Genomic DNA, 18,131 nt, shown 5'->3' with positions numbered 1-18,131 from the left:
CGGGCGCGGTAGCCCGTCCGTGCCGCTTTCCGTGCCAGTTTGATCACACCCCATCGACCCCCGCTGAGCTCAGCCGCGGCGCCTCGCTACGATGCTGGGGGCCGGTGGACCGTACCCGGCCGGGCCCGACCGACAAGGAAAGCCGGCGCGGCCCCAATCACCGCTCCCGGAGGAAACTTCCGTGCCGGCTGGAACGCTGTACCGCGGCCGGGAAGGAATGTGGTCCTGGGTGGCTCACCGAGTCACCGGCGTCCTCATTTTCTTCTTCCTGTTCGTTCACGTGCTGGACACCGCCCTCGTGCGGGTGTCCCCGGAGGCCTACGACACCGTCGTGGCCACGTACAAGACGCCGATCGTCGCGCTGCTGGAGTACGGCCTCGTCGCCGCCATCCTCTTCCACGCGCTCAACGGCCTGCGTGTCATCGCCGTCGACTTCTGGATCAAGGGCGCCCGCTACCAGAAGCAGATGCTCTGGACCGTCGTCGCCATCTGGGTCGTGCTGATGCTCGGGGCGATCTACCCCGTCCTCGGCCACGCCGCTCGTGAACTGTTCGGGAGCTGACGCCCATGTCCACGACTGAAACCTCCGCCTCGGGCGTCGGCCCCGTCGAGGGTGCCCCGGTGTACTCCGTCGACAACCCGGCGCCGGTCATCGAGCCCCCGCGCAAGCGGACCAAGAAGACCCCGAAGACCACCCGGGGCAACTTCGAGCTGGCCGCCTGGCTGTTCATGCGCCTGTCCGGCGTCGTCCTGGTCGTCCTCGTCATCGGCCACCTGCTGATCCAGCTGGTGCTCGACGGCGGCGTCTCCAAGATCGGCTTCGCCTTCGTGGCCGGCCGCTGGGCCTCGCCGTTCTGGCAGGTCTGGGACCTGCTGATGCTGTGGCTGGCGATGCTGCACGGCGCCAACGGCCTGCGCACGGTCATCAACGACTACGCGGAGCGGCCGAACACCCGGCTGTGGCTCAAGGGCCTGCTCTACACCGCCACGGTGTTCACCATCCTGCTGGGCACGCTGGTGATCTTCACCTTCGACCCGAACATCCGCTAGGCACGGGGCTGCGAGAATCATGAAGATCCACAAGTACGACACCGTCATCGTCGGCGCCGGCGGCGCGGGCATGCGCGCGGCCATCGAGTCGACGAAGCGCAGCCGCACCGCCGTCCTGACCAAGCTCTACCCCACCCGCTCCCACACGGGCGCCGCGCAGGGCGGCATGGCCGCCGCGCTGGCCAACGTGGAGGAGGACAACTGGGAGTGGCACACCTTCGACACGGTCAAGGGCGGTGACTACCTGGTCGACCAGGACGCCGCCGAGATCCTGGCGAAGGAGGCCATCGACTCCGTCCTCGACCTGGAGAAGATGGGCCTGCCGTTCAACCGCACCCCGAACGGCACCATCGACCAGCGCCGCTTCGGCGGTCACAGCCGCAACCACGGCGAGGCCCCGGTCCGCCGCTCCTGCTACGCGGCCGACCGCACCGGCCACATGATCCTCCAGACGCTGTACCAGAACTGCGTCAAGGAGGGCGTGGAGTTCTTCAACGAGTTCTACGTCCTGGACCAGCTGATCACCGAGGTCGACGGCGTCAAGAAGTCGGCCGGTGTGGTGGCGTACGAGCTGGCCACCGGCGAGATCCACATCTTCCAGGCGAAGGCCGTGATCTACGCCTCCGGCGGCACCGGCAAGTTCTTCAAGGTGACGTCCAACGCGCACACCCTGACCGGTGACGGCCAGGCCGCGGTGTACCGGCGGGGCATCCCGCTGGAGGACATGGAGTTCTTCCAGTTCCACCCGACCGGCATCTGGCGCATGGGCATCCTGCTCACCGAGGGCGCCCGCGGTGAGGGCGGCATCCTGCGCAACAAGGACGGCGAGCGCTTCATGGAGAAGTACGCGCCGGTCATGAAGGACCTCGCCTCCCGCGACGTCGTCTCCCGCTCCATCTACACGGAGATCCGCGAGGGCCGCGGCTGCGGTCCCGAGGGCGACCACGTCTACCTGGACCTGACCCACCTCCCGCCGGAGCAGCTGGACGCCAAGCTGCCCGACATCACGGAGTTCGCGCGCACCTACCTCGGCATCGAGCCCTACACGGACCCGATCCCGATCCAGCCGACCGCGCACTACGCCATGGGCGGCATCCCGACCAACGTCATGGGCGAGGTCCTGGCGGACAACACCACGGTCGTCCCGGGCCTGTACGCGGCCGGCGAGGTCGCCTGCGTGTCCGTGCACGGCGCCAACCGCCTGGGCACCAACTCGCTGCTGGACATCAACGTGTTCGGCAAGCGGGCCGGCATCGCGGCGGCGGAGTACTCGCAGACCGCCGACTTCGTCGAGCTGCCGGAGAACCCGGAGGCGTTCGTCGTCGGGCAGATCGAGCGGCTGCGCTCCTCCACCGGCAACGAGCGGGTGGCCGAGCTGCGCCGCGAGCTGCAGGAGACCATGGACGCCAACGTCATGGTGTTCCGCACCGAGCAGACGATCAAGACGGCGGTCGAGAAGATCGCCGAGCTGCGCGAGCGCTACAAGAACGTCGCCATCCAGGACAAGGGCAAGCGGTTCAACACCGACCTGCTGGAGGCCGTCGAGCTGGGCAACCTGCTCGACCTGGCCGAGGTCATGGCCGTCTCCGCGCTGGCCCGCAAGGAGTCCCGCGGCGGTCACTACCGCGAGGACTACCCGAACCGCGACGACGTCAACTTCATGCGCCACACCATGGCGTACCGCGAGGTCGGCGCCGACGGCACCGAGACCGTCCGTCTGGACTACAAGCCGGTCGTCCAGACCCGCTACCAGCCGATGGAGCGTAAGTACTGATGGCTACCCCTGTTCTGGACAAGGCGGACGCGGCCGGATCGCCCGAGCGCGGCTTCGCCGACTCCCCCTACATCACCGTCACGTTCCGGATCCGCCGCTTCAACCCGGAGATCTCGGCCGAGGCGACCTGGGAAGACTTCCAGCTGGAGATCGACCCGAAGGAGCGCGTCCTGGACGCGCTGCACAAGATCAAGTGGGATCAGGACGGCACCCTGACCTTCCGCCGTTCCTGCGCCCACGGCATCTGCGGCTCCGACGCCATGCGGATCAACGGCAAGAACCGCCTGGCGTGCAAGACGCTGATCAAGGACATCAACCCCGAGAAGCCGATCACGGTCGAGGCCATCAAGGGCCTGACGGTCCTGAAGGACCTGGTCGTGGACATGGAGCCGTTCTTCCAGGCGTACCGGGACGTGATGCCCTTCCTGATCACGAAGGACACCAACGAGCCGACGCGTGAGCGGCTGCAGTCCGCCGAGGACCGCGAGCGCTTCGACGACACGACCAAGTGCATCCTGTGCGCCGCCTGCACGACCTCGTGCCCGGTGTTCTGGAACGACGGCCAGTACTTCGGCCCGGCCGCGATCGTCAACGCGCACCGCTTCATCTTCGACTCGCGTGACGAGGCCGGCGAGCAGCGCCTGGAGATCCTCAACGACCGTGACGGCGTGTGGCGCTGCCGCACGACCTTCAACTGCACGGACGCCTGCCCGCGCGGCATCGAGGTCACCAAGGCGATCGCCGAGGTCAAGCGCGCGCTGATCACGCGCCGCTACTGAGGTACGTCGCCGTACGTCCGTGAGGGCCCCGTCTCCGCCGGAGACGGGGCCCTCTGGCATATGCCACACCACCGGGTGAACGCGCCCGGGACGGACCCGGGGGCGTCCCCCGCCCTACGATGATGGTCTCGACGCCCGCCCCCAGGAGGCACGCGATGTCCGCAGCATCTGTCGAGCGGCCCCACGACGAGCGTCCGCTGATCGCGGAGGCCAACCGTCTCATGGACCGCCTTCCGGGCTACCGCGTCGAGATCATCGAAGGCCAGCTCCTCGTGACCCCGCCACCGGACGGCCCGCACGCCCGCGCCCTGACCAAACTCATGCGTCCGTTCATCGCGGCGGGCCTCGACGACGGCGAGACCGAAGTACTCCAGGGCATCGGCCTCTGGCTGCCCACCGACACCGAGGACCACTCCATCCCGGACCTCGCGTTGGTGGACGCCGACTTCGACGACCACCTCGTCGAGAACAACTCCTACGACCCGGTCTGCTTCCGCCTCGTCCTGGAGGTCACCTCCAGTAACTGGAAGAACGACCTCAAGACCAAGGTCGCCGCCTACGCGGAGGCGAAGGTCCCCGTCTACGTCATCCTCGACCGCAAGCACCAGCGCCTCCACGTCCTGACCGACCCGGTCGAGGGCGAGTACGCCACCCACCGCCTCTACTCCCCCGGCCAGCTCGTCACCCTCCCCGACTCCATCGGCGCCAAGGTCACCCTGGACGGGGCCGGGATCCTCGAGGCCGGCCGTGCGAAGCGGGCGCCCGACCAGGGCTGAGCGCTGGAGCCGGCTCAGGATCGTCGGGTCCGTGATGGCCGTGTCGTCGGCCGGCATCATCGCCTTGCCGAGGATCACCGCCGGCGTCCGGTCGCCCCCCGTAGGGGCGGTCTGCGCCTCCGGGTCGATGCGGCGGGGCGTCCTGAGCGCGTAGCCGTTCAGGACGCGCTCGGCGTCGGTCGGCCGCACGAGTCCCTGGAACACCCCCCGGGGTCCGCGCGTTGTGCTCGGCGACCTCCTGGAACACCCGGCGCCGGATCAGCTCGCGCACCGTCAGCCGTTCCTCGGCGATCTCCAGGCCCCAGGCCGCGCGCCGCTCTCCCGTCGTCGTCTCGTCGACGAACGTCACGATTCCCCTGGCGACGACAGTACGAGCCGCCCCTGACAGTCATCGTCCGCGGCCGGGCGACGACCGTGACGAGGCCCACTCCGCAACCGAGTTGAACATGTTCAAAAGAAGGCCCTACAGTCTTCCCGTCAGCGTTTTGAACGCGTTCAAGAAAGGCTGGGGGACATGGACCGCACGGTCATCGCCTACGTCATCTACCTGCTGGTCAGCATCGCGCTGACCGTCTGGGTGGCCCGCACGCTCAGCAGCAACGGGCGGGTCTTCCTCGCCGACGTGCTGCACGGCAACGAGAAGCTCGCCGACGCCGTCAACCACCTCCTGGTCGTCGGCTTCTACCTGGTCAACCTCGGGTTCGTCGCGCTGTACCTGAGCGGCGACGAGACGATCGCCGACACGCGCGGCGTCTTCGAGGCCCTGTCGACCAAGCTCGGCGTGGTGCTGCTGGTGCTGGGCGTGATGCACCTGGGCAACGTGTACGTGCTCAACCGGATCCGGCGGCGCGGGGTCATGGAGCGGGAGCAGGTGCCGCCGGTCGCGCCGCAGGGCTGGGCGGCCCCCTCGGCCGGGGCGTGAGCGGCGTGACGGCCGCACGTGAGGACCGGGGCGCCGTGCGCGTCCCGGTCCGCCGGCTCACCGTCCTCTACGACGCCGAGTGCTCCCTGTGCTCCTTCGTCCGGGACTGGCTGGTCCGCCAGCCGCAGTTGGTGCCCCTGGAGCCGGTCCCGGCGGGGTCGCAGGCGGCACGGGCCCGCTTCCCCGGCCTCGACCACGGCGCCACCCTCGAGGAGATCACCGTGGTCGGTGACGCGGGACAGGTCTACCGGGGCGCCGCCGCCTGGATCGTCACCCTGTGGGCGCTGCGCGAGCACCGGCCGCTGGCCCACCGGCTGTCCACCTCGTCCGGCGCCTGGCTCGCCAGGGGAGCCGTCCTGGCCGCCGCCAGGTGGCGCGGGGCGCAGGGGGGCGGGGCGCGGGGAGCCGGCTGGGGCGGGCGGGCGTACCACCGGGGCGACGGCTGGACGTACGATCCGCACGAGGGCTGGAGCCACTCCCCGCCGGGCTGCGCGGACGGCTCCTGCGCCGCCCCGTAGGGCGCCTCTCCCGCGGCGCCCGGCTCTCTTTCCCTGGCGTTAGGCTCTGTTTCCGTGCCCGCGAAGAACGACGGCCCCGACGAGGGCGCCGCACCCAGCAAGTCCGAGCAGACCCGTGCCCTGATCCTCCAGACGGCCATGCGGCTGTTCCAGGAGCGCGGGTACGACAAGACGACCATGCGGGCCATCGCCAAGGAGGCCGGGGTCTCCGTCGGCAACGCGTACTACTACTTCGAGGGCAAGGAGCACCTGATCCAGGGCTTCTACGACCGGATCGCCGCCGAGCACCAGGTGGCGGTCCGGGAGGTCCTGGCCCGGGAGACCGACCTGGAGGCCCGGCTGGCCGGCGTGCTGAAGGCGTGGCTGGACATCGCCACGCCGTACCACGAGTTCGCGGTGCAGTTCTTCAAGAACGCCGCCGACCCGGACAGCCCGCTCAGCCCGTTCTCCGCCGAGTCGGAGCACGCGCGCGTGGAGGCGATCAGCGTGCACCGGGCGGTGCTGGCCGGGACGAGGACCAAGGTGCCCGAGGAACTGCGGGAGATCCTTCCCGAGCTGATGTGGCTGGCCCAGATGGGGCTGTGCCTGTACTGGATCTTCGACCGCACCGAGGGCCGCGAACGCAGCTACCGGCTCGCCGAGCGGGGGGCCCGGCTCACCGCGCGCGGGGTCGCCCTGGCCCGCTTCCGGGTGCTGCGGCCGCTCGTGCGCGAGGTGCACGAGCTGTTCACGGAGTTCCTGCCGGGGATGACGAAGGCGCTGCCGGACCCCGCGAAGAATCCCGCGAAGGGCCCGGCGGGGAAGGGGGCGCCCGCCGGTGACGGGCGCCCCGGGGACCTCAGTTGACCGCGTCCACCTCACCGGGCGTGAGCTCGACGTCGTACACCAGCGGCCCGCCGGCCACGCTCACGCGCACCGCGCGCGAGCCGTGGGGGGCGGCCGTCACCGCGAGCAGGTAGTCGCCCGGGGACGGCGCCGAGACGATGTACGCGCCGTCGGCGAGGGAGACCACGCGGTCCACCCGGCGTCCGCCCGGGGTCAGCAGGGTGACGGCCGCGCCCTCCACGGGCTCGCCGTCGGCGGTGCGGACGAAGCCGTGCACCACCGCGGCGGAGCCGCGCTGCCCGGGGAGCGCCGCGGGCGCGGGCGCCGCCGGGCCGGCGGCGTCGTCCTTCGGCTCGACCGCCAGGTGCGGCAGCCGCTTCTCCAGGGCGGCCGGCAGCCACCAGTTGGACTTCCCGAGCAGGTGCATCACGGCCGGTACCAGCGCCGTGCGCAGGATGAACGCGTCCAGGGCGACGGCGGCGGCGAGGCCCACGCCCGCCATGGCCGCGCCGTAGTCGCCGCTGAGCACGAAGGCGAGGAAGACGCAGACCATGATCAGGGCCGCGGAGTTGATGACCCGGCTGGTCTCCGCGAGTCCGACGCGCACCGCGCGGGCGTTGTCCCGGGTGTGCACCCACTCCTCGTGCATCCGGCTCACCAGGAACACCTGGTAGTCCATGGAGAGGCCGAACAGCAGCGAGAGCATGATGATCGGCAGGAAGGACGCGATGGGCCCCTCCTTGCCCAGGCCCAGCAGGTCCAGCCCCCAGCCCCACTGGAAGACCGCCACGAGGACCCCGAAGGAGGCCGCCGCCGCGAGCAGGTTCATCACGGCCGCCGTCAGCGGCACCACCAGGGAGCGGAAGGCGAGCAGCAGGAGCAGGAAGCCCAGGCCGATGATCGTGCCGACGAAGAGCGGCAGGCGGTCGCCCGTCACGGACGCGAAGTCCTTGGACACCGCGGTCACCCCGCCCACGTGGGCCTCGACGCCCGCGTCCGGGATGACGTCCTCGCGCAGGACGTCGATGAGCCGGTCGGTCTCCTCGGCCTGCGGGGAGGTGGTGGGGACGACCTGGACGACCGTGACGCCGTTCGCCGGCGGCAGGGCGGCGACCCGGGCGACCCCCTCGGTCCTCTCGACGGCCGCCACCAGGCCGTCGGCGGCCTCGCCGTCCACGACCACCTGGAGCGGGCCGTTGAAGCCGGGCCCGAAGCCCTCGGCGAGCAGGTCGTAGGCCTTCCTGGTGGTCGTGGAGGCCTCGTCGTTGCCCTGGTCCACGGTGCCCAGGCGCAGCGACAGCAGCGGGACCGCGAGCGCGGCCATCAGGACGACCGCCAGGACGGCGACGGACCGCGGACGGCGTTCGACGGAGGCGGACCAGCGCGCGGCGAGACCGCTCGGCCGCTCCGTCCCGGAGCCCCGCTCCGCGAGACGGCGCCGCTGGCGGCGGCTGAGCACCCGGTGGCCGAGCAGGCCGAGCAGCGCGGGCAGCAGGGTGACGGCGGCGAGCACGCTCAGCACCACGGTGAGCGTGGTGCCGATGACCACGCCGTCCAGGAAGCGCAGGTTCGTCACCAGCATCCCGGCGAGGGCGATGCACACCGTGCCGCCCGCGAACAGCACCGCGCGGCCGGAGGTGTTGAGGGCGGTGACCGCGGCCTCCTCCGGGTCGGCGCCGCGCAGGATGCCGCGCCGGTGCCGGGTGACGATGAACAGGGCGTAGTCGATGCCGACGCCGAGACCGATCAGCGTGGACAGCAGCGAGGCGAGTTCGGGCACGTCGGTGACGTGGCTGAGCAGCTGGGTGCCGAACATGCCGGTGCCGACGCCGAAGACGGCGACCACGATCGGCAGCAGCATCGCGAACAGCGACCCGAACGCCACGAACAGCACGATCGCGGCGGCCAGGATGCCGACCAGCTCGGCCGTGCCCGTCGGCGGCTCCTGGACGCGCGTGATGGCCTGGCCGCCCAGCTCCACCTGGAGCCCGTCGCGCGCGGCGCCCTGCGCCGTGTCGACGACGTCCTGGACCAGCTCCTTCGGCACGGCGTCCGCCTGCTCGGCGAACGTGACCTGCGCGTAGGCGGTCCGCCCGTCCTCACTGATCTGCGCCGCGCCCTGTGCGCCGTAGGGGGTCGTGACGGCGCCGACGCCCTCCATGCGCCCGATCTCCGTCAGCGCCGGCTCGATCCGGGACCGTACGGAGCCGTCCCGCACGGACCCCTCCTCGACCCTCCACACCACGGTGTCGGTGTCCCCGGCGCGTTCCGGGAACGCCCGCTCCATCAGGTCGTACGCCCGCTTGGAGTCCGTGTCCGGCAGCGAGAAGACCTCCGCGTAGTTCGTGCCCGCGCCGCTCGCCGAAACCCCCAGTCCGAACAGCGCCCCCACCCACAACAACAGGACCACCAGCCGATGCCGATAGCACCAGCGTGCCAATACCGCCACGTGTCCGCTCCTTCGTCGCTCGGTCGGTCCCCCGGGTCCTGGGCAGCAGGATCGACGGCAACGCCCGCGCGGGGACACGACCGGCGCGGGACTCTCAAGGAACTCCAAAGCGAAGACCCGTACGACCGCGGGGGGCCGCGCCGATACTTGAGGCATGACGACAGCTCCCGGCACCGTGCTGGTCGTGGAGGACGAGGAGAGCATCGCGGACGTCCTCTCCATCGCCCTGCGCTACCACCGCTTCGAGGTCATGACCGCGGGCACGGTCCGCGAGGCGCTCGCGCTGACCGAGCACACCCGCCCCGACGCCGCCCTGCTCGACGTGATGCTGCCGGACGGCGACGGCCGCGCCCTGGGGCGCGAACTGCGGTCCCGGCGGCCGGAGCTGGCGCTGGTGTTCCTCACCGCGCGGGACGCGCCCGCCGAGATCGTCGGCGCGCTCGGCTTCGGCGACGACTACATCACCAAGCCGTTCAACATCGACGAGGTCGTCGCCCGGATCACGGCGGTGCTGCGCCGCACCCGCCCGGTCGACGTCGTCCCGCAGCGTGCGCCGCTGCGCCACGGCGACCTGGAACTGGACGAGACGACGTACTCGGTGCGCCGCGCGGGCCGTTCGGTCGAGCTGACCCCCACCGAGTACGCGCTGCTGCGCTTCCTGGTGCGCAACGGCGGCCGGATCGTGCCCAAGGAGCAACTGCTGCGCCACGTCTGGCAGTACGAGCACGCACCGGCCGAGTCGACCGTCGTCGAGACCTACATCAGCTATCTGCGGCGCAAACTCGACACCCTGGGCCCGCCGGTGATCACCACCCGGCGCGGGGTCGGGTACGGCCTGACGTGAGGCTCCGACGCCGGAACCCGGGCCGCGGCTGGGGCATCCACTCGCTGCGCGGGCAGCTGACCCTGGCGAACGTGGTGCTGCTGGCCCTCGGCATCGTGGCGGCCACCGCGGTGAGCGTGATGGGCATGCGCTACTACCTGCTGGACCAGATCGACACGGAGCTGACCCGGACCCGGGACTCGCTGGGCGGTACGGAACTGACGCTGCGGCAGATCGACTCGCTGAGCGTGCTGCGCTTCTTCCGCGACCGGGTGGACCCGGACCGGAACCGGGAGGACGACCCGGACTCGATCTTCGCCGCCGTGAACACCCGGGGCGAGCCCGTCGGCGTCCTCGGCTTCGCACCGACCGACGCGCAGCGCGCCCTGGCCGACGCGGTGGGCGACGCGCGCACCCTGCTCCAGGACCCGGAACCGCACGACGTCACCGTGCGCGGCGCCGCCTACCGCGTCACCGCCACCCGGCTCGCGGACGGCACGTACATCCTGATCGCCGGCTCCACCGAGGCGGTGCACGACGGCATCGCCAAGGCGGTCAAGTTCGATCTGGCCATCGGGACGCTGCTGTTGCTGCTGCTGGCCTGCCTGACCATGTTCAGTGTGCGGCGGCGGATGCGGCCGCTGGAGGACATGGTGGAGACCTCGTCGGCGATCGCCGAGGGCGACCTGACCCGGCGGGTGCCCTCCAGCCGGGACCCGATCCTCGAGGTGGAGCAGCTGCGGCTCGCCCTCAACTCCATGCTGCACCAGGTGGAGTCGGCGTACCGCACGCGCGAGCGCAGCGCGGCCCAGCTGCGGCGCTTCGTCGCCGACGCCTCCCACGAGCTGCGCACCCCGCTGGCCGCGATCCGCGGCTACCTCCAGCTGTACGACCGGGGGATCCTGCGGGAGCCGGCGGAGCGGAAGCGGGCGTGGGACCGGATGATGGCCGAGTCCGACCGCATGGGGCGGCTCGTCGACGAACTGCTGGTGCTGGCCCGCCTGGACCAGCGGCCCGAACTGCGGCTGCGGAACGTGGACCTGTGCCGTCTGGTCCGGGACGCGGCCGAGGACCTGCGGGTGCAGCAGCCGGACCGGCCCGTGACCGTGGACGCCGACGGCTCGGTGCTGGTGCGCGCCGACGAGTCCGGGCTGCGGCAGGTCCTGGGCAACCTGCTGGGCAACGTGCGCACGCACACGCCCGCGGACGTGCCGGTACGGCTGGGAGCGGGGCGCACGGGCGAGGCGGTGCGGCTGTGGGTCGCGGACGAGGGGCCGGGACTCGCCCCCGAGGACGCGGCGCGGGTCTTCGACCGCTTCTTCCGGGCCGGCGGCGGCGCGGGCAGCGGGCTGGGCATGGCGATCGTGCAGGGCGTGGTCCGGGCGCACGGCGGCGAGGTGACGGTGCGCACGGCACCGGGCGAGGGGCTGGCGGTGACGGTGACGCTGCCCGTGCGGCCGGCACCGCTCCCGGCGGACGGCGACGCGGACGGCGACGTGACCGGCGGGGCGGGGAGCACCCCGGGAGCCGCCGGGGCGGAGGAGGCCCCCGCGTCCGGGGGGAACACCCCGTCCGGGTGAGACGCCTCGGACGGGACGGGAGCGGCCTCGGCGGCCGTCCGTCCCCCTTACGGAGCCGGAGCGTCGCCGGGCCGGTTCCCGGCCCGCTGCGCCAGGAGTTCCGCGACCGGGCGGTGCGTGCGCCGAGCACCGTGAGCCGGTCGAGCGCCGCGTGGTGCTGCGCGCCGTCCACGCTCGCGGTGGCGTCGCCGGCCACGGCCACGTCGTGGTCCAGGCGCAGCGCCGTCTCGGCCGTGGACGCGACCCCGTGCGCGGTGGACGGCCCGGCGATCACCACCCCGGTGGCCCCCGCGCGGCGCCGGATCCGTGCAGCCCGGTGCCCTCGAAGGCGTCCAGGCCGTGCCGGGTCACCAGGTGGCCGCCCGCGCGCGGCGCGCAGCCGGGGACCAGCCGGCCGGGGGCCGCGTCGACACCGCCGTCCGCGCCGTCGGCGCGTACGTACCGGACCAGGACGACCGTCCGGGAACCGGTGTCCGCGAAGTGCGCGCGGCCTCGCGCAGGCGGCGGCCACCGCGTCGCCGCCGGCCGGCCGCCACGGCATGCCGACGATCCACCGCCGCAGACCGGTCAGGACGAGTGCCGTGCGGGCGCCGGGCATCGCCTCCCCCGGGGACGGACGGCCGGCGGACCGTCGCACCCTGCCCGGGGAAGCGGTCCGCTCCGTCAGGCCCGCGTCGACGCGAGTTCGATCACCGTGATGTCCGACGGTGCGCCGACCCGGGTGGGCGGGCCCCAGGCGCCGGCGCCGCGGGAGACGTAGAGCTGGGTGTCGCCGTAGCGGTCCAGGCCGGCCAGGGTGGGGTTGGCGGCGCCGGCGACGAGGTTGCCGGGCCAGAGCTGGCCGCCGTGGGTGTGGCCGGAGAGCTGGAGGTCGACGCCGTGGTCGACGGCCTCGTGGATCTGCACCGGCTGGTGGGCGAGCAGCACGCACGCGCGTGAACGGTCCCGGTCCCCGAGCGCCCGCGCGTAGTCCGGGCCCTGACCCTCGTCCTCGCCGGCCACGTCGTTGACCCCCGCCAGGTCGAAGTGCGGGAGTTCCGTGCGGGCGTTCTCCAGCGGGCGCAGGCCGAGGCGGCGCACCTCGTCGACCCACTGTTCGGCGCCGGAGAAGTACTCGTGGTTGCCGGTGACGAAGAAGGACCCGTGACGCGCCGTCAGCCGCGCGAGCGGGGCAGCGGCCGGGCCGAGGTCCTTCACGCTGCCGTCCACCAGGTCGCCGACGACCGCGATCAGGTCGGGCTGGGTCGAGTTGATCGTGTCGACGACCTTCTGGGCGAAACCGCGGCCGAGGACCGGTCCCAGGTGGATGTCGCTGACCACCGCGATGCGGTAACCGTGCGCCGCGCGCGGCAACTTGGCGAGCGGCACGGTGACCCGCTTCACCTGCGGCCCGCGCAGCACGCCGTACGTCCCGTAGCCGACGGTCCCCAGGGCCGCCGCGGCGGCGGCCCCGCCGACGACCCGGGAGACGAACAGACGGCGGGAGGGCCCGGCGGGGGCGCCGGTGCCCGGCGTCTCCCCCGTGTCCTCGGGGCCGTCGGGGCGCGGTGAACCGGGTGCCGGGGCGGCGGGTTCGGGGGTGGCGGACTCGGTCGCGGGGGCGGGGTCCGCGGCCACCGGGCGCGCGGCCGGGGCGGCGGTCGCCGCTCCCGCCGGTACCGGCGCCGGTTCCGGCCGTTCGGCCGCCTGCGCGGTCCGCGCCCGCCGCTCCAGGACCCGTCGCAGCACGGGCCGTACGAGCTCGCCCGCGAGCACGGCCAGCAGCAGGTAGAGGGACAGGGCCAGCCACAGGAAGCCGGGCCAGGCCAGGACCTGCTGGAGCCGGAAGGGGGCGCCGCCGCGCTCGGCGACGAAGGCGGCCACCGTCAGCGCCCAGCCGCCGGCGATCACCGCCGCGCCCGCGCGGCGCACCGGGCCCGGGCCCCGGGTGGTGTCCCGGAACAGCCGGCGCCACACGTACCAGTTGCCCGTCACCAGGACGGCCAGGACGAGCAGCGCGACGAGTACGAAAACGATGGCCACGGTGCGGAGTTCCCCTGTTTCCGGTCAGGACGTCGGTGACGTCCGGCTCAGTGCGCGCAGACCGCGCAACCCGATGCCCCCGATGACCGTCCCCCATACGAAGGAGACGACGGCGAGCAGTAGATGCACCCAGAAGTACGCCGTCGGGTCCCCGTCCTCGAACGCGAGCCCGCTGCTGTCCTTGACCAGGTTCTTGACGAAAGTGATCCAGATGACCCAGCTCCACACCCCGAAGACGAGCAGGAACCAGGAGACGGGGCGGCTGAGTTTCACCAGAACAGACCTTTCGTCGCGGCGCCGGTCCCCCTCGGCCGGCCGGGAGTCCGGGGGGCGTCCCCCGGAGAAGCACGGCATGACTCCAGTATCACCGGCGCCTGTCCGGTTCCTTGCCCGGGGTGGGGACCGGGACGGGACGTCCCCAGGTGTGGCATGTACCTTTCCGACCGTGCCCGCACCCGAGAACACCGTCCGGCGATCCCTTCTGGTCGCCTCCGCCGTCCTGTTGTCCACCGCGCTGACCGCACCCGTCGCCCTCGCGGCCCCGAAACCGTCGGCCGGCCCCTCGGCCACGCCCCCGGCGAAGATGTCGACCGTGGGCGGTGCCCGGCTCGGCCTGCCGGGGACGCAGGTCGCCCTCGCGAACGGGGCGCCGGTGCTGCCGAAGGGCCTGTCCGCCCGCTCCTGGATCGTCGCCGACGCCGAGTCCGGCGAGGTGCTGGCCGCGCACAACGCGCACTGGCGGCTGGCCCCGGCGAGCACGCTGAAGATGCTGTTCGCCGACACGCTGCTGCCGAAGTGGCCCAAGTCGACGAAGCACGAGGTGGAGGTCTCCGACCTGGCCGGCGTCGGGTCCGGCTCCAGCATGGTCGGGATCAAGGAGGACGAGACCTACACCGTCCACGACCTGTGGCTCGGGGTCTTCCTGCGGTCCGGCAACGACGCCGTGCACGTGCTGTCGGCGATGAACGGCGGCGTCGAGAAGACCGTCGAGGAGATGAACGAGCACGCCGAGGAGCTCCAGGCCCTCGACACGCACGTGGTCAGCCCCGACGGCTACGACGCCGAGGAACAGGTGTCCTCCGCGTACGACCTGACGCTGATCGCCCGGTCCGGGCTGCAGAAGAAGGACTTCCGGGAGTACTGCTCGACGGTCAGCGCGAAGTTCCCCGGGGAGACGAAGAAGAACAAGAAGGGCAAGAAGGTCCGCGGTTCCTTCGAGATCCAGAACACCAACCGGCTGCTGGCCGGTGACTTCGACGTGCCCGTCTACGAGGGCATAGCGGGCGTGAAGAACGGCAACACCACCAACGCGGGCGCCACCTTCACCGGGGTCGCCGAGCGCGACGGCAAGGTGCTGCTGGTCACCGTGATGAACCCGGAGAAGGACGGGAGCAACGAGGTCTACAAGGAGACCGCGAAGCTCTTCGACTGGGGTTTCGAGGCGGCCGGCAAGGTCGAGCCGGTGGGTGAGCTGGTCCCGCCGAAGAGCGCCGCGCGGACGGACGCCCGGCCGGGCGCGTCCGCGTCCTCCGGCGAGGCCGGGGGCGCCGGGGACGGCACGGTCGTGGCGGGGGCGAAGCCGGTGGCGAGCGCCGCGGCCGGGAGCGGCGCCGGCGGCGCCGGGGTCGCGCTGGGCATCACCGGCGGGGTGCTGGTGCTGCTCGCGGGGGGTGCGTTCCTGGTCAACCGCCGCTGGCCGCTGCCGGATCTGGTGCGTCGCCGTCCGCGTCCGTGACTCCGGTCTCCTTGCTCGGCGTCGCCGTCCAGGCGGCGCAGAACAGGACCAGTTTCGTGGTGAGGTTGATCCACAGCAGCAGGGCGACCGGCACGCCGAACGCGCCGTACATGCTCTTCGTGGCGACGCCCTGCAGGTAGCCGCTGAGCAGCAGCTTCAGCAGTTCGAAGCCGACCGCGCCGGTGATCGCGGCCACCATCAGGCGGTGCCGGGTGGGTTCGACGCCGGGCAGCAGGGTCAGGACGTACAGCAGGAGCAGGAAGTCGGCGCCCACGGCGACGGCGAACGCCGCGGTCCGCAGGACGGCCCCGCCCCAGCCGCCCTCCTCCAGCCCGATGGCGTCGCTGATCCGGCCGACCAGCGCGGAGGCCACGGTGGAGGCGACCAGGGTGACCAGGACCGCGCCGCCGAGCCCGACGAGGACGCCCGCGTCCTTGCCCCTGCGCAGGACGGGGTTCTCCTCCTCGTCGGGCAGCTCCCACACCGCGCGCAGGCACTCGCGCGTGGAACCGGCCCAACTGATGCCGGTGAACAGCAGGACGGCGCCGGCGATGAGGCCGACGGTGCCGGCGTTGCGCACCAGGTCGTCGATGTTCAGCTGCTCGGAGATGCCGGGCACCTGGTCGGCGATCGTGTCCTGGAGGGTCTCCTGCTGCTTCTGGCCGAGCGTGGCGGCGCCGATCGCGGCGGCCACGGTGAGCAGCGGGAACAGCGCGACGAAGCTGGTGAACGTCATCGCGGCGGCCAGCCGCGTCCAGTGCACGCGGTCCAGGCGCTCGTACGACCGCCACGCGTGCGTGAGCATCAGCCGCGCCGCCCACGGTCCGACGACCGGGAGCCTCTTCAGCCAGTCCATGAACGGACTGTGCCCCCGCTGCGGAAGACCAATGTCCTGGTGCCCCAGAACCGGACGGCGGTGGCCGGCGCCATGCCGACCACCGCTCCGGAGACGGTGTCCGCGCGCTGCGAGGTGAGGCCGAGCCCGTAGTGGCTGACGGCCAGGCACAGCAGCTGCACGGCGGCGCCGGCGAGGTTCACCGCGAAGAACACGGCGTACGGGCGCACGCCGCGCACGCGCGCGTGGCGGTAGGTGCCGAGCGCGTTGCCGGCGTAGGCGACCGTGCAGCCGGCGACGAAGGAGAGCGCCTTGGCGGTGAGCGGGTCGAGTCCGGCGGGGCCGCGCAGCCACGTGAAGAGGGCGAGGTCGGCGGCGTAGGCGAGCAGTCCGGCGGTGGCGAAGCCGAGCAGTTCGCGCCGGTGCCGCGCCGGGCGCCCGTGGTGCGGCGGGCGCTCCTCCCGGACCGGGCGGTGCTCCCGTGCCGGGCGGAGTTCCCGTGCCGGAGCGTGTTTCACCAGTCCGCCACCGCCAGGGCGTACATCGCCGCCCACACCAGGCCGATGAGGGCGAGCGCGCGGTCGCCCAGGACCACCTCCTCGGGTTCGCCGGCGGTCCCGCGGTCGGCGAAGACGGCGTATCTGAGGACGGCGAGGACGAAGGCGACCACGGACAGCTGCCGCCAGGGCAGCACGCTGGCGTGCGGCACCCCGCCCTCCTCCAGGGCCCACAGGCAGTAGCCGAGGACGGCGACGCCGGCCGCGAGCTGCCAGACGAAGCGGAGGTAGCCGGTGGTGTACTCGGTGAGCAGCGCGCGCGTGGCGCCCGCCTCCCCGGTCATCTGCACCGCCTCGGAGTAGCGCTTGGCCGCGACCATGAACAGCGCGCCGAACCCGGTGGTGATCAGGAACCAGCGCGAGAGCGGGATGCCGAGCGCGAGCCCGCCGACCACCGCCCGCATCAGGAAACCCGTGGTGACGACGACGAGGTCGACGACGAGGACGTGCTTGAGGCTGACGCAGTACGCCAGCTGCATGCCGAGGTACGCGGTCAGCAGCGCGGCGACCTGCGGCGGGCACAGCCGGGCCGCGACGACGGGGGCGAGGATCCCGAGGGCGACGCCGGCGGCGTAGGCGACCGGGACCGGGACCTGGCCGGCGGCGACCGGGCGGTGGCGCTTGACCGGGTGGGCGCGGTCGGCCTCGGCGTCGCGGGCGTCGTTGACGAGGTACACGGCGGCGGCGCAGGCGGTGAACAGGACGAAGACCAGCGCGAGCCGGGTCAGGGCGGGCCGGGAGAAGAGCTCGCCCGCGGCGGCGGGAGCGGCGATCACCAGGACGTTCTTGACCCACTGCTTGGGCCGCGCGGTTCTGAGCAGGCCCTTGAGCAGACCGCCTCCCGGGGGCGGCGCCGCCGGCCGCCGGTCCGGGCGCCGGTGCAGGAGGGCGGTGTCGGTCACGCCGCGCCTCCCCGCATCCAGCGGGCGCCGCACCGGGCCGTGAGCGCGCCCAGGGCGGCACCGGCCACCACGTCCGAGGGGTGGTGCACGCCGGCCACCAGGCGGGAGAGGCAGACGGCCGCGGCGAGCGGGGGCACCGCGCGCGCCCCCAGCGCCCCGAAGGCGACGGCGGCGGCCGCGGCGGAGGTGGCGTGCGAGCTGGGGAAGGAGTGCCGGCCGACCGTGCCGACCAGGGGTTCGACGTGCGCGGGGCGCGGACGGCGCACGACCCGCTTCACGCCCATGCTGACGACGTGGGCGCCCGCGGTGAGCGCGGTGCCGCGCAGCCAGGCGCCGCGCCGCGGGCGGTCCGCGGCGGCTCCGGCCAGCCCCGCCGCGAGCCACAGCGCCCCGTGCTCCCCCGCCCAGGACAGGACGCGCGCGGCGCCGGCCACGCGCGGGTCGGCGCCGCACGCTCTGAGGGCCGTGCCGATCCGGTGGTCCATGCCGTGGAGACCGAGGGGGTGACGGGCGTGCCGGGAGCGGTGGGGGTCGTGCAGGTCGTCCATGGGGACCCACTGTTCACGTCCGTCGGGCCGGAACTC

At 72.7% G+C, this 18,131-nt stretch carries 18 protein-coding genes; 11 read left to right on the top strand and 7 right to left on the bottom strand.

Annotation, left to right across the window (positions count from 1 at the left end):
* Window positions 1-181 precede the first annotated feature (181 nt).
* From sdhC to GL259_RS24175, 8 genes are all read left to right on the top strand, one after another.
* On the top strand, window positions 182-562 hold the full coding sequence (sdhC, locus tag GL259_RS24210; RefSeq protein ID WP_159535433.1) for a succinate dehydrogenase, cytochrome b556 subunit: 381 nt from the start codon (window positions 182-184) through the stop codon (window positions 560-562).
* Between the two features lie 5 nt (window positions 563-567).
* On the top strand, window positions 568-1,050 hold the full coding sequence (locus GL259_RS24205; RefSeq protein WP_159535432.1) for a succinate dehydrogenase hydrophobic membrane anchor subunit: 483 nt from the start codon (window positions 568-570) through the stop codon (window positions 1,048-1,050).
* Between the two features lie 19 nt (window positions 1,051-1,069).
* Window positions 1,070-2,824 carry a succinate dehydrogenase flavoprotein subunit gene (gene sdhA, locus GL259_RS24200; RefSeq protein WP_159535431.1) on the top strand — a complete coding sequence of 585 codons (1,755 nt, stop codon included), beginning with the start codon at window positions 1,070-1,072 and terminating at the stop codon, window positions 2,822-2,824.
* Window positions 2,824-3,603 carry a succinate dehydrogenase iron-sulfur subunit gene (locus GL259_RS24195; protein ID WP_159535430.1) on the top strand — a complete coding sequence of 260 codons (780 nt, stop codon included), beginning with the start codon at window positions 2,824-2,826 and terminating at the stop codon, window positions 3,601-3,603. Before sdhA ends, GL259_RS24195 begins: the two co-directional genes overlap by 1 nt.
* Before the next feature lie 155 nt (window positions 3,604-3,758).
* Window positions 3,759-4,379 carry a Uma2 family endonuclease gene (locus GL259_RS24190; protein ID WP_159535429.1) on the top strand — a complete coding sequence of 207 codons (621 nt, stop codon included), beginning with the start codon at window positions 3,759-3,761 and terminating at the stop codon, window positions 4,377-4,379.
* Between the two features lie 514 nt (window positions 4,380-4,893).
* A complete protein-coding gene (locus GL259_RS24185) occupies window positions 4,894-5,301 on the top strand; it encodes a hypothetical protein (RefSeq protein WP_159535428.1) in 408 nt (135 codons plus the stop codon).
* Window positions 5,302-5,306: 5 nt separating this feature from the next.
* A complete protein-coding gene (locus GL259_RS24180) occupies window positions 5,307-5,819 on the top strand; it encodes a DCC1-like thiol-disulfide oxidoreductase family protein (protein ID WP_159535427.1) in 513 nt (170 codons plus the stop codon).
* Window positions 5,820-5,873: 54 nt separating this feature from the next.
* Complete coding sequence (locus GL259_RS24175; protein WP_159535426.1) at window positions 5,874-6,665, top strand: TetR family transcriptional regulator; 792 nt, start codon at window positions 5,874-5,876, stop codon at window positions 6,663-6,665.
* Here the strand turns inward: GL259_RS24175 and GL259_RS24170 are convergent.
* On the bottom strand, window positions 6,658-9,084 hold the full coding sequence (locus GL259_RS24170) for an MMPL family transporter (RefSeq protein ID WP_159538918.1): 2,427 nt from the start codon (window positions 9,082-9,084) through the stop codon (window positions 6,658-6,660). The genes GL259_RS24175 and GL259_RS24170 overlap by 8 nt on opposite strands.
* A gap of 163 nt (window positions 9,085-9,247) precedes the next feature.
* Here GL259_RS24170 and GL259_RS24165 point away from each other — a divergent pair, with 163 nt between their 5' ends.
* Window positions 9,248-9,937: a response regulator transcription factor gene (locus GL259_RS24165; protein WP_159535425.1), complete on the top strand. Its 690-nt coding sequence runs from the start codon at window positions 9,248-9,250 to the stop codon at window positions 9,935-9,937.
* Window positions 9,934-11,496 (top strand): HAMP domain-containing sensor histidine kinase, encoded by a 1,563-nt coding sequence (locus GL259_RS24160; protein WP_159535424.1) that lies wholly within the window; start codon window positions 9,934-9,936, stop codon window positions 11,494-11,496. The genes GL259_RS24165 and GL259_RS24160 overlap by 4 nt, the downstream gene beginning before the upstream one ends.
* A 663-nt stretch (window positions 11,497-12,159) precedes the next feature.
* On the opposite strand, the gene GL259_RS24150 is transcribed toward GL259_RS24160, so the two are convergent.
* Together GL259_RS24150 and GL259_RS38910 are read right to left on the bottom strand one after the other, a co-directional pair.
* Entirely contained in the window at window positions 12,160-13,518 is a 1,359-nt protein-coding gene (locus GL259_RS24150; protein WP_159535423.1) for a metallophosphoesterase, read from the bottom strand.
* 24 nt (window positions 13,519-13,542) lie between these two features.
* Window positions 13,543-13,791: a hypothetical protein gene (locus GL259_RS38910; protein ID WP_243762373.1), complete on the bottom strand. Its 249-nt coding sequence runs from the start codon at window positions 13,789-13,791 to the stop codon at window positions 13,543-13,545.
* Between the two features lie 172 nt (window positions 13,792-13,963).
* Between GL259_RS38910 and GL259_RS24145 the strand changes: the two genes are divergently transcribed.
* Entirely contained in the window at window positions 13,964-15,253 is a 1,290-nt protein-coding gene (locus GL259_RS24145; protein ID WP_243762372.1) for a D-alanyl-D-alanine carboxypeptidase, read from the top strand.
* On the opposite strand, the gene GL259_RS24140 is transcribed toward GL259_RS24145, so the two are convergent.
* The 4 genes from GL259_RS24140 to GL259_RS24125 form a co-directional block, all read right to left on the bottom strand.
* Window positions 15,201-16,109 carry a YihY/virulence factor BrkB family protein gene (locus GL259_RS24140; protein WP_159535422.1) on the bottom strand — a complete coding sequence of 303 codons (909 nt, stop codon included), beginning with the start codon at window positions 16,107-16,109 and terminating at the stop codon, window positions 15,201-15,203. The two genes, GL259_RS24145 and GL259_RS24140, sit on opposite strands and share 53 nt — an antisense overlap.
* On the bottom strand, window positions 16,097-16,501 hold the full coding sequence (locus GL259_RS24135; RefSeq protein WP_159538914.1) for a GtrA family protein: 405 nt from the start codon (window positions 16,499-16,501) through the stop codon (window positions 16,097-16,099). The genes GL259_RS24140 and GL259_RS24135 overlap by 13 nt, the downstream gene beginning before the upstream one ends.
* Before the next feature lie 101 nt (window positions 16,502-16,602).
* Window positions 16,603-17,547 (bottom strand): decaprenyl-phosphate phosphoribosyltransferase, encoded by a 945-nt coding sequence (locus tag GL259_RS24130; protein ID WP_159535421.1) that lies wholly within the window; start codon window positions 17,545-17,547, stop codon window positions 16,603-16,605.
* Entirely contained in the window at window positions 17,544-18,095 is a 552-nt protein-coding gene (locus tag GL259_RS24125) for a phosphatase PAP2 family protein (protein ID WP_166461546.1), read from the bottom strand. The genes GL259_RS24130 and GL259_RS24125 overlap by 4 nt, the downstream gene beginning before the upstream one ends.
* Between the last annotated feature and the right edge of the window lie 36 nt (window positions 18,096-18,131).

The organism is Streptomyces sp. Tu 3180 (assembly GCF_009852415.1).
In the GTDB taxonomy this organism is placed as follows: domain Bacteria; phylum Actinomycetota; class Actinomycetes; order Streptomycetales; family Streptomycetaceae; genus Streptomyces.
The sequence above is the reverse complement of the archived record's forward strand: the minus strand, read 5'-3'. Positions and strand labels throughout refer to the sequence as shown.